This is a genomic window from Streptomyces sp. NPDC054849 (assembly GCF_053610945.1).
The window spans coordinates 1-10325 of record NZ_JBSGZI010000165.1 but is presented as its reverse complement, the minus strand read 5'-3'; the positions used below and the strand labels follow the sequence as shown (position 1 = coordinate 10325).

General features: G+C 71.7%; 8 protein-coding genes. 3 read left to right on the top strand and 5 right to left on the bottom strand.

Annotation, left to right across the window (positions count from 1 at the left end; genetic code table 11):
- Positions 1-978: 978 nt before the first annotated feature.
- Both ACWGIF_RS37000 and ACWGIF_RS36995 read right to left on the bottom strand, forming a co-directional pair.
- Positions 979-1659, bottom strand: coding sequence for an HAD-IA family hydrolase (locus ACWGIF_RS37000; protein ID WP_453504145.1), 681 nt, complete (start codon positions 1657-1659; stop codon positions 979-981).
- A 134-nt stretch (positions 1660-1793) separates the two neighbouring features.
- Complete coding sequence (locus tag ACWGIF_RS36995; protein ID WP_453504143.1) at positions 1794-2660, bottom strand: peptidoglycan-binding domain-containing protein; 867 nt, start codon at positions 2658-2660, stop codon at positions 1794-1796.
- A 188-nt stretch (positions 2661-2848) separates the two neighbouring features.
- Here ACWGIF_RS36995 and ACWGIF_RS36990 point away from each other — a divergent pair, with 188 nt between their 5' ends.
- Complete coding sequence (locus ACWGIF_RS36990; RefSeq protein ID WP_453504141.1) at positions 2849-4918, top strand: DHA2 family efflux MFS transporter permease subunit; 2070 nt, start codon at positions 2849-2851, stop codon at positions 4916-4918.
- An 18-nt stretch (positions 4919-4936) separates the two neighbouring features.
- On the opposite strand, the gene ACWGIF_RS36985 is transcribed toward ACWGIF_RS36990, so the two are convergent.
- A complete protein-coding gene (locus tag ACWGIF_RS36985) occupies positions 4937-5455 on the bottom strand; it encodes a GNAT family N-acetyltransferase (protein ID WP_453504139.1) in 519 nt (172 codons plus the stop codon).
- A gap of 108 nt (positions 5456-5563) precedes the next feature.
- On the opposite strand from ACWGIF_RS36985, the gene ACWGIF_RS36980 reads away from it, so the two are divergent.
- On the top strand, positions 5564-5959 hold the full coding sequence (locus tag ACWGIF_RS36980; RefSeq protein WP_453504138.1) for a nuclear transport factor 2 family protein: 396 nt from the start codon (positions 5564-5566) through the stop codon (positions 5957-5959).
- A gap of 272 nt (positions 5960-6231) precedes the next feature.
- Here the strand turns inward: ACWGIF_RS36980 and ACWGIF_RS36975 are convergent, their stop codons facing one another.
- Entirely contained in the window at positions 6232-6573 is a 342-nt protein-coding gene (locus ACWGIF_RS36975) for an antibiotic biosynthesis monooxygenase family protein (RefSeq protein WP_453504137.1), read from the bottom strand.
- A 107-nt stretch (positions 6574-6680) separates the two neighbouring features.
- Here ACWGIF_RS36975 and ACWGIF_RS36970 point away from each other — a divergent pair, with 107 nt between their 5' ends.
- Positions 6681-8768, top strand: a complete 2088-nt coding sequence (locus tag ACWGIF_RS36970; protein ID WP_453504136.1) for a bifunctional glycosyltransferase 87/phosphatase PAP2 family protein — start codon at positions 6681-6683, stop codon at positions 8766-8768.
- A 63-nt stretch (positions 8769-8831) separates the two neighbouring features.
- Here the strand turns inward: ACWGIF_RS36970 and ACWGIF_RS36965 are convergent, their stop codons facing one another.
- On the bottom strand, positions 8832-10205 hold the full coding sequence (locus tag ACWGIF_RS36965) for an FAD-binding oxidoreductase (protein WP_453504134.1): 1374 nt from the start codon (positions 10203-10205) through the stop codon (positions 8832-8834).
- Between the last annotated feature and the right edge of the window lie 120 nt (positions 10206-10325).

The window sequence follows — 10325 nt, the reverse complement described above, 5'->3', positions numbered from 1 at the left end:
ACACACTTCCCGGTGATGGCGGATGGCGGCTGTCTGTGGCTGGTCATAGGCCGCCCACGGTCCTTGGGGTGCTCGATGACGGCGTCTGACAGCCGTCTGGGGCAGGAAAAGCGGCAGACAACGGCTATGCCGATGTGTACCCGGGTCTGGTGGCATGGACAGCCGAAAAGGCCAACAGATTGCCCTGAATTACCCCAGTTTGGACATCGTCTCGTGATGCGGGCCTCGTCTTGATGGGGGTACACCTCGGCTGAGCCGAGCATCCGCCCCTCCGCCCCCTTCTCAGGGCCCTCTCCGGCCCTGATCAACCCCAGGCGGCCGTTAGTCGCGCTCGTCGGGAGCGTGTAGCGATCCGTGGCGGGCTATGTCGAGGCGGGTGGGCCGCAGACGCCGAAAGGGAAGGCGGGTGCAGCGATCTGTTGCGTCTGACCAGCCACAGACGGTCGTCGGACGCTGAGATGTGAGGAGCACGTAGCGATTCGGTGCGCCCATCGACTCGGCGGGTGGTCTGGGTGAGCCCGTCCGGGGATCGTCCCCTCCGGAGCCCCGGCCGGGGGTCGCTGATCGGGCTGTTGTGGATCGGGAATGGCCGGCCCGTTCCTTTGGGGGGTTCCCGTCGGTCTTCGTATGTCCGTGGCGGGACGGTCGGTCAAGGGTGGCCGCAGGCCATCGCGCAGCGACGCGACGAAGGAGCGCCCTTGAGGGACCGGCCCGACACGGAGAGACGATGAGACTGACGGGAAACCCCCAAACCATCCCTGATGCCGCCCAGATGGCTCCCCCTACCGAAGCCCCCGCCGCAGGTCTCGGCTCTGACCGCTCGGCTTCCGCCTGCCGGAGCCCCCGCCGCACGGTCCCGACCCCGCCCGCCGCCCCGCTTCCGCCACCCGCAGCCCCGCCGCGCAGTGTCATTCAGGCCGGGCGCCCGGCTCCCGCAGCCCCGCCCTCGCCCCTGCCCTCTCGCCCTGCCCGTGCTTCCTACGCCGCCCCGAGTGTGACGTGGATCGAGCCGTCGGGGGTGGTGGTGACGTGGAGGGCCGTCAGGTCCGGGACGTGGGCTGTGGGGGCGTGGGCGGCCGCGCGGGGGCCGACACCGATCACGCGCATGCCCGCCGCCCGGCCGGCGCTGATGCCTGCGGCCGAGTCCTCGAAGACGATGCAGTCGGCCGGGGCCACGCCCAGGGCGGCGGCGCCCTTGAGGAAGCCCTCGGGGTCGGGCTTGCTGGCCTCGACGGATTCGGCCGTGACCCGTACCGCGGGCATCGGCAGGGCGGCTGCGGTCATCCGGGCGTCGGTCAGGGCGGCGTCGGCGGAGGTGACGAGGGCGTGCGGCAGGCCCTCGAGGGCCGCCATGAAGGCCGGGGCTCCCGCGACGGGGACCACGCCGTCGGTGTCGGCTGTCTCGCGGGCCAGCATCACCGCGTTCTCCGCGTGGTTGACCGCCATCGGGCGGTCCGGCAGGAGCACGGCCATGGTGGCGTAGCCCTGACGGCCGTGGACCACTTTGAGGGCCTCCTGTGGGTCCAGCCCGTGGGACACCGCCCAGTCGCGCCAGCAGCGCTCGACCACCGCGTCGGAGTTGACGATCGTGCCGTCCATGTCCAGGAGCAGGGCCTTGGCGGTGAGGACGACGGGTGTGGTGGCGGTGCTGGCCGGCATCGGCGGGGCTCCAGACGGGCGGGAAAAGAGAACAAGTGGTTCCGTCCACCGGTCAGGGAGAGAGGACGGAACCACTTTGTTCCTACACGATACAAAATGAAGGGCGGTCCGCGCCAATTGCTGACGTGTGACGCCTATCCCTCCAGAGCCTTGCGGGTCACCGGACCGTAAAAGCCCCATTCCTGGTCGTCGATGCCCTGGTCGTACTGGAAGTCGGACAGGGCCTCCTCCACCCGCCAGCCGAACTTTCCGTCGAACTTGCCGCGGTACAGACCCTGCGCCGCCAGCAGCCGCTGGAGCTTCTCCACCTCCGGACCCGAATCCCCGTACCGCAGGATCGGGGCCTGCGCGGGCGGCGGGCTGGACGAACGGCTTGCGCTGGGCGACGGGCTCGGGGAAGCGGGCGCCGACTTCGAGGCGCTCGGGGACGGCGACGCCGACTTCGAGGCGCTCGGCGACGGGGAGGCCGAGCGGGACGGGCTGGCCGAGGCCGGACCGTCGGACGACGCGGCCGGAGCGGTGCTCGTCGCAGGCGCCGACGGCTTCGCGGCCACCATGGCGGTATCACTCCCGGCGGACGTCGGGAGCACCCACACCGCCATGGCCGTCCCGCTGAGGGCGACCACGGACGCGGCGACGAGCAGCAGGGTCAGCGGCTTGCGGGTGGCAGCGCCGGTCCGCTTCTCCGGGCCCCCGCCCCCACCCCCACCCCCGCCCCCTACGTCGTCACCGCTGACACCGCTGTACGTGTACCCGGCCTCCGGGACCGGCTGGAGCCGGACCGTCTCGGCGGGGCGCGGCGCATGCTCCGGCCCTTCCCTCCACGGCCCGTCGGCTGGCGGCACGGCAATCCCGTACGCCGGGGTGTCGTCCTGCGCCGCCACCGGGTGCGGGGCCGGGGTCACCACGCCGGATATGGGCGGCGGGGGCGCCGGTGCGTCCGGCTCGCCCGGGTCGGGCAGCGTTACGTACGGGCGGATGCGCAAAGGGTTGAAACCCACACCCGGCGCACACCCGCAGCCGGCGCCGACAGCGCCGCAATCTGGACAGTGCTCACCGTTCACTGGACTCCCTCCCTGGCCATTGCCTGCGATTATGCAGACCCGTCAAGCCCCTCCCAACCGCCCGAGAGGCCATAACCGGACACACCGCTCAGGATGGAGATGTTGATCCGGCTGAGGAGGAAGCGATGGCTGAGGATGTGCCCACGAAGGCCGTGGACCCCGCTCCCGGCCCGCAGAAGTCCGACCCCACCGCCGAGCACGCCTCCCGCGAGGTGCTCGTCTCCATCGGCGCCCTGCTGCTGGGTCTGCTGATCGCCGCCCTCGACCAGACCATCGTCTCCACCGCCCTGCCGACCATCGTCAGCGACCTCGGCGGCCTGGCCCACCTGTCCTGGGTCGTCACGGCCTACATGCTCGCCGCCACCGCCGCCACCCCCCTGTGGGGCAAGCTCGGCGACCAGTACGGACGCAAGAAGCTCTTCCAGTACGCCATCGTCCTCTTCCTGATCGGGTCGGCACTGTGCGGGCTCGCCCAGGACATGCCCCAGCTGATCGGCTTCCGCGCCCTCCAGGGCCTGGGCGGCGGCGGACTGATCGTGCTGTCGATGGCGATCGTCGGCGACATCGTCCCGCCCCGCGAACGCGGCAAGTACCAGGGCCTCTTCGGCGGTGTCTTCGGCGCGACCAGCGTGCTGGGCCCGCTGCTGGGCGGCTTGTTCGTGGACCACCTGTCCTGGCGCTGGGTCTTCTACATCAACCTCCCCATCGGTCTCGTCGCGCTCGTCGTCATCGCCACCGCCCTGCACATCCCGGCGCGCTCCTCGAAGCACACCATCGACTACCTCGGCACCTTCCTCATCGCCTGCGTCGCCACCTGCCTCGTGCTCGTCGCCTCCCTCGGCGGCACCTGGGGATGGGGCTCGGCCCGGATCATCGCTCTCGCCGTCCTCGGCGCCGTGCTGCTCGCCGTCTTCCTCCTGGTGGAGCGCAAGGCCGCCGAACCCGTTCTGCCGCTGGGCCTGTTCCGCGTCCGCACCTTCACCCTCTGCTCGGTGATCAGCTTCGTCGTCGGCTTCGCGATGTTCGGCGCGATGGTCTACCTGCCGACCTTCCTGCAGGTCGTCCAAGGCGTCTCGCCCACGATGTCCGGCGTCCACATGCTGCCGATGGTGCTCGGCATGCTGATCTCCTCCACCGCCTCCGGCCAGATCGTCAGCCGCACCGGCCGGTGGAAGGTCTTCCCGCTCGCCGGCACCGCCGGCACCGCCATCGGCCTGCTCCTCCTGCACCAGCTGCAGCGCACCAGCTCCACCTGGGAGACGAGCGTCTACTTCTTCGTCTTCGGCGCCGGACTCGGCCTGGTCATGCAGGTGCTCGTCCTGGTGGTGCAGAACGCGGTCAGCTACGCCGACCTCGGCGTCGCCACCTCCGGGGCCACCTTCTTCCGCTCCATCGGCGCCTCCTTCGGCGTCGCGGTCTTCGGCACGGTCTTCACCAACCAGCTCGACGACAAGCTGACCGAGGCCCTCGCGGGCGCCGCGCTGCCGCCAGGCGTGGACGTCGCACAGCTGGAGGCCGACCCCCGGGCCATCAGTGCGCTTCCCGCCGACCTCCAGCCCCGCGTGCTCGACGCCTACGCGACCTCCATCACCGACGTCTTCCTCTACGCCGTCCCCGTCGTCCTGATCGCCTTCGTGGTGGCCTGGTTCCTGAAGGAGGACACGCTCCGCGGCTCGGTCACCGCACCCGATGTCACCGAGACCCTGGCCTCCAACCCCGTCCACCGCTCCTCCCACGACGAGGTCGCCCGCGCGCTGACGGTGCTCGGCACCCGCGAGGGGCGTCGCCACGTCTACGAGAAGATCACCGAGAAGGCGGGCTACGACCTGCTGCCCGCCGCCAGCTGGCTGCTGCTGCGGATCAACAGATACGGCTCAGCGGAGCCCGCAATGCTCGCCGAGCGGGTCAACGTGCCGCTGAAGGTCATCACGGACGCCGCCCGCCAGATCGAGGAGCGCGGACTCGCCGTCCGGGACGGGCTGCCGCTGGTCCTGACCGAAGAGGGCCGCGCGACCGCCGCGAAACTCGCCGAGGCGCGACAGGAGTCCCTCGCCGAACTGCTCGGCGACTGGTGGGGCCCGGACCGCCCGACCGACCTGGTCAAACTGGTCCAGGAGATCAACACGGAGCTGTGCGGATCCGACGCCGAGGAGCCCTACGACGCCGAGCCGCGGCGAGACCACGCCGCGCCTTAGGGTGCGCGGACTCGCCGCTCAGACCAGGGGCTTTTCGAACCAGTGCTCCGCATACGGCCCGGAGTTGTACGCCGGTATCTCCGCATACCCGTGCCGCGCGTACAACGCCCGGGCCTCCACGAGATCCGACCGGGTGTCCAGCCGGACCCGCTCGGCGCCCAGCGCGCGGCCCTGTGCCTCCAGGACCTGGAGCAGCGCCGTGCCTCCGCCGGTGCCGCGGGCGCGCTGGTCGACGTACACCCTGGTGAGTTCGGCGGTCGTGGGGTCGAGCAGGCGTATGCCGCCGCACGCCAGTGGCTCGCCGCCCCGCCGGCCGACGACGAACTGTCCCGTCGGCGGGACCAGCCCGTCGTCCGGGAAGTCCAGCAGCCCCTGGTCGATCTCGGCCTCGGTGACCTGCCGTCTCCAGTACCGGCCGGCGACCTCGGCGTAGTACGCCCGGCGCAGGAGGGTGGCGTCCGGGCTGGTGAACGGCTCGGGGGCCACGGTCCACGCCGTGGTGGGTGTGCGGTGCTCGTGTGCGCTCTGAGTGTTCATGGCGTCATTGTGGAGCGGGCGGTGGATCTCCCGCGTGGAATATCCACAGGGCCGGGCTGATGATAGGAAAAAGGAAAAACCGCGCATACCCGGAGGGTGTGAAACGCCATGTCAGAGCATCCCGACTGTGCCCTGGTCCGCCGCGGCTACGAGGCTTTCGGCAGAGGTGACATGGAGACGATGAGCACGCTGCTCACGGCCGACGTCATCCACCACGTGCCGGGCAGCAACCCACTGTCCGGGCACCACAAGGGGCGGGAGAACGTCCTCGACTTCTACCGCCGGCTCGGCGAGGAGACGAACGGCACCTTCCAGGTACACCTGGAATCGGTGCTGGCGGACGGGCGGGGGCATGTGATGAGTTTCCACACGGCGCGCGGTGACCGCGGCGACCGCGGCATCGAGATCCGCGAAGGGCTCTTCTTCACGATCGTCGGCCACAAGATCACCGACATCGACCAGTGCACCGCGGACATCGACGAGGAAGACGCCTTCTGGAGCTGACGCGTTGACGCGTTGACCTGCTGATGCGTTGCCTGCTGACGTGCTGACGTGCTGACGTGCGTGCGCGGCTGACGTGTCGGCGTGCCGCCGCTCCGCGGCGGGGCGACGACACGACCGCGCCCGTGTCAGTGCCGACGTACGCCGGGATGCGAGCCGACACACCGGGGCGGGGCGATGGGCCCGCGCCCTGTGACCGGTGTGCCGGTGCCCGCGACCCGCCCGCGAGGGCACCGCCCGGGCCCCGGCGTACCGAGGCCCGCGGCCGCGCCGCGTCAGGCCTTCTTCGGTGCCGCCTGCTGCACGACCTCGAACGACCACACGGTCGAACCCGAAGCCGCCGGCTTCGGCCGCTCGCCGCCGCCCTCGCCACCACCCGCAGGACCGCCCTGGTGAGCGGCCTTCATCGGCCCCTCCATCCACGCCTGGAAGTCCTCCTCCGAACGCCACCGCGTGTAGACGAGGTACTGGTCGGTGCCCTCCACGGGGCGCAGCAGCTCGAACCACTCGAACCCGTCAGAACCCTCCACCGTCCCGGCCCGAGAGGCGAAGCGCCGCTCCAGAACTTCCCGCTGCTCGGCGGGAACCGTCAGTGCGTTGATCTTCACGATGCTCATGGGAGCCATCCTAGGTATCCCGCGGGAGATATCGTCGTGCGGGTAATGAAGCGCGGCAGCCAGGCGAAGTCGGGGTTGCGGTCAAATGGGCGGGAGGCCGGCGAGGCGTGGCGAACGCGGCAGAGCACAGTGGTGCGAACGGACATGCCGGGGTCATAGGCGATAGCGGCAGGCTCGGGGCGGCACGCCTCCTCCTGTGGGCGCTGGTCGGTGTCCTCGCCGTCAGACAGGCCGCCGCCGCGCTGCGCCTGCCACCGGGCGAGTGGCTGAGCGCCTTGCACCTCCCCGCCGGCACCCCCGGGTCGCTGTACGGCGGCGGCCAGTTCTCCGGCACGCCCTTCGCCGGGCTGGTCCTCAAGCCCCTCACCGGCCTCACCGCGCCGTCGCTGGAGGTCGGCTGGACCTGCGTGACGCTGCTGTGCGTCGCCGCCGTCGGGCTCGTCGCCGCGCGCGGTCTGCCCGACCCGGTGCCACGGCGCACCGCGCTGCTCGCCGCGCCCGTGCTGACGGCCCTGATGATGGTCTCGCTGCCCGTCCGCGAGGCCGCCTCACCGGGCCGGACCGCCGTCCTGCCCGTGCTGCTGGTGCTCCTGGCCGTCTTCCGTGTGCCCGGCGACCGGCCCGCGGGCTTCCTCGTCGGCCTCGCCGCCGCGCTCCAGCCGGCGCTGCTGCTCTTCGCCCCGCTGCTGTGGCTGACCGGGCGCCGCCCCACCGCGCGGACCGCCGCCGTGACCTTCGCCGGCGCCACCGCGCTGTCCTGGGCGGCCATGCCGCGCGACTCCTGGACGTACTGGGTCGAGCACCTGGCAGGCACCGGGCTCGGGGGCGCCCCCGACGGCCTCGCCAACCAGTCCGTGCACGGCGCGCTGCTGCGCCTCGGCCTGACCGGACCCGTCGAGATCCTGCTCTACGCCGCCCTCGCGGCCGCCGTCGTCTGGATCGGCCTGCGCCGCGCGGTCCGCTACGCCCGCGACGGTCAGCTGCTGCTCTCCGTCGCCGTCACCGGCTGCGTGGCCGTCGCCGTGTCCCCCACCGGCTGGCGCCACCAGCTCCTGTGGGTGCTGCTCGCCGTCGCCGGCAAGGTCGGCAAGCGTGCCGCCGACCGGCCCGTGTGGCCGGTGGCCGTGGTCCTCGCCATGACCCTGCCGAGCGCGGTGCTGCTGCCGAACCTGGCCGCGCTGGCCCCCGTACGCGACAACGTGCTGCTGCTCACCGCGCTGGTCGCGGCGTGCGCGGTACCGTTCCTGCCGCGCTCCTCGCCGTACTGGCGCGAGCCCGTGCCGACCGACTACGGGCGGCCTGCGGCGGCCCGGTGGTCACGCGTGCCGCTGCTGCCGTTCTGGCGGCGCGTGCTGTCCCGCCCGAACCTGCTGCTGGAACTCCTGCTGATACGGGTCGGCTACTCGCTCTACTCACACATCCGGGCGGCGGCCCCCACCAGCCGCTTGCTCGCCGAGGGCAACGGCAATCAGATCCTCGGGATCGAGCAGGCGATGGGCCTCGACATCGAGCACGCCGTGAACCACGCCGTCGTGAACACGCCCTGGCTGGAGGCCTTCTTCAACTTCTACTACACCTCCTTCCACTTCGTGGTCCCGCTGTCGATCCTGGCGGTCCTGTACTGGCGGCGCCCCGGCGACTACCGCTGGGCGCGCGCCTCCCTGGGCCTGGCCACCGTCCTGGCCCTCATAGGCTTCTGGCTCTACCCGCTCGCGCCGCCGCGGCTGATGCCCGGCCTCGGCTTCATCGACACCGTGCACGGACCGCAGGACCTGGCCAACCCGTCGTACGGGGCCATGACCGCGATCTCCAACCAGTACGCGGCGATGCCCTCGCTGCACTTCGGCTGGTCGCTGTGGTGCGGGATCGTGATCGTGGTGCTCGCGCCGAAGGGCTGGCAGAAGCTGCTCGGGGCGCTGCACCCGCTGATCACGGTGTGCGCGATCGTCGCCACCGCCAACCACTGGGTGCTGGACGCGGTGGGCGGTGCGATCGTCGTGACCGCCGGCTTCGGGCTCGTGTACGTGCTGTCCGGGCCGCGGGGGCTGCAGGTGCAGCTGCCCGTGCAGCGGGCCGCCGTGAACGCGGAGGGCGCGAGCAGGGAGGACGCGAGTACGGAGGACGCGAGCATAGAGGACGCGAGCGTGGAGGCGGAGGCCGCCGGGCGGGTGCCGTCGGCGCGCGCCGGCTCGTAGCCCTGTCCGTCGACGGCGCGCCCTGCCCGGCCCCGGAGAGGGGAGGCAGGGGCGCGCCGAGGACTACGCCGGCGGGATGTTCTGATTGAGGCGGAAGAGGTTACCGGGGTCGTAGCGGCGCTTCAGTTCCCGCAGGCGCCGGTACTTCTCCGCCCCGTACGCCTGCTCGACCCGCTCCTCGCCCTCCTCCATCAGGAAGTTCGAGTAGACCCCGGTCTGGTGAGGTGCGAGCGCCGACCACAGGCCGCGCGCCCACGCCCGCTCCTCGTCGAAGCCCTCCGGGCCCTCCGTCGTCCCGTTGATGTTGAAGGTGTGGCCGGCGCCGCGCCCGCCGAAGGCCGTCTCGTCCTCCCCGACGCGTGCGATGGCTCCGCCGAGCTGGAAGATCGGGAAGGCCGTGAACGGCGAGGCGATCCGCGCCGCGTGCTCGGCCGTGCGGTCGATGACGTCGTCGGTGAGACGGTCGACGTCGCACGACTTGAAGTAGTACCAACGGCCGTGCGGGAAGGACGGGTCGAACATCGCCTGGTGCTCGGTGAACGGCTTGGGCGTACACAGGTCGAGTACGGGCGCCGACCCGGAGCCCTCGCGCAGCGGACGCAGCACCTCCTGCCCCTCCTCGACCGGGCCCGCGTAGCAGCACACGATCATCACGACCGGCGCCCCTTGCAGCCGGGCCGGTATGTACGGGGCCGTCGGCGCCTTCCGGTGGACGACCGCCGTGGTCAGCTCGTCCGGCACGTCAGTGATCCACTCGCGGTAGAACCGCAGCAGCCGCGCCGACTCGGCCATCGGCCAGACCACCGGACCGGCCAGCACGATCGGGCCGAGCGGGTTGAGCCGGAACTCGAACTCCGTCACGATCCCGAAGTTGCCGCCGCCCCCGCGCACGCCCCAGAACAGGTCCGGGTTCTCGTCCTCGCTCGCCTTCACGAAGGACCCGTCCGCGGTGACCACGTCCACGGAGAGCAACTGGTCGATCGTGAGCCCGTACTTGCGCATCAGCCAGCCGATCCCGCCGCCGAGCGTGAGCCCCGCCAGCCCGGTGTGGGTGACGATCCCCGCCGGTACGGCCAGCCCGAACTCCTGCGTTTCGTGGTCCAGGTCGCCCAGCAGGACCCCGGCCTGCGCCCTGACCGTCCGGGCCTGCGGATCCACCCGGATGCCGCGCATGGACGAGAGGTCGACGACGATCCCGCCGTCGCACACGGACTGCCCGGGGAAACTGTGTCCGCCGCCCCGCACGGCCACGGGCAGCCCGGCCGCGGGCCCGGTCGCGAAGCGCACGGCCTCGATGACGTCCGCGACGCCCGTGCAGTAGGCGATGAGGGCGGGGGAGCGGTCGACGGAGCCGTTCCAGATCCGCCGGGCCTCGTCGTAAGCGGGATCCTCCGGCAGTACCAGCCGACCCCGGAAGGACTGGCTGAGCGTGGCCATGACTTCAGTCTGGCACCGGGCGGGGCGTCGGGCACGCAGGCCTCGGCGGCGGCGGGGCGGCGGGGGCTCTGACCAGGGCGGGCCGAAGGGGCGCCGGGGCATCCTGTGCCCCGGCTTCCC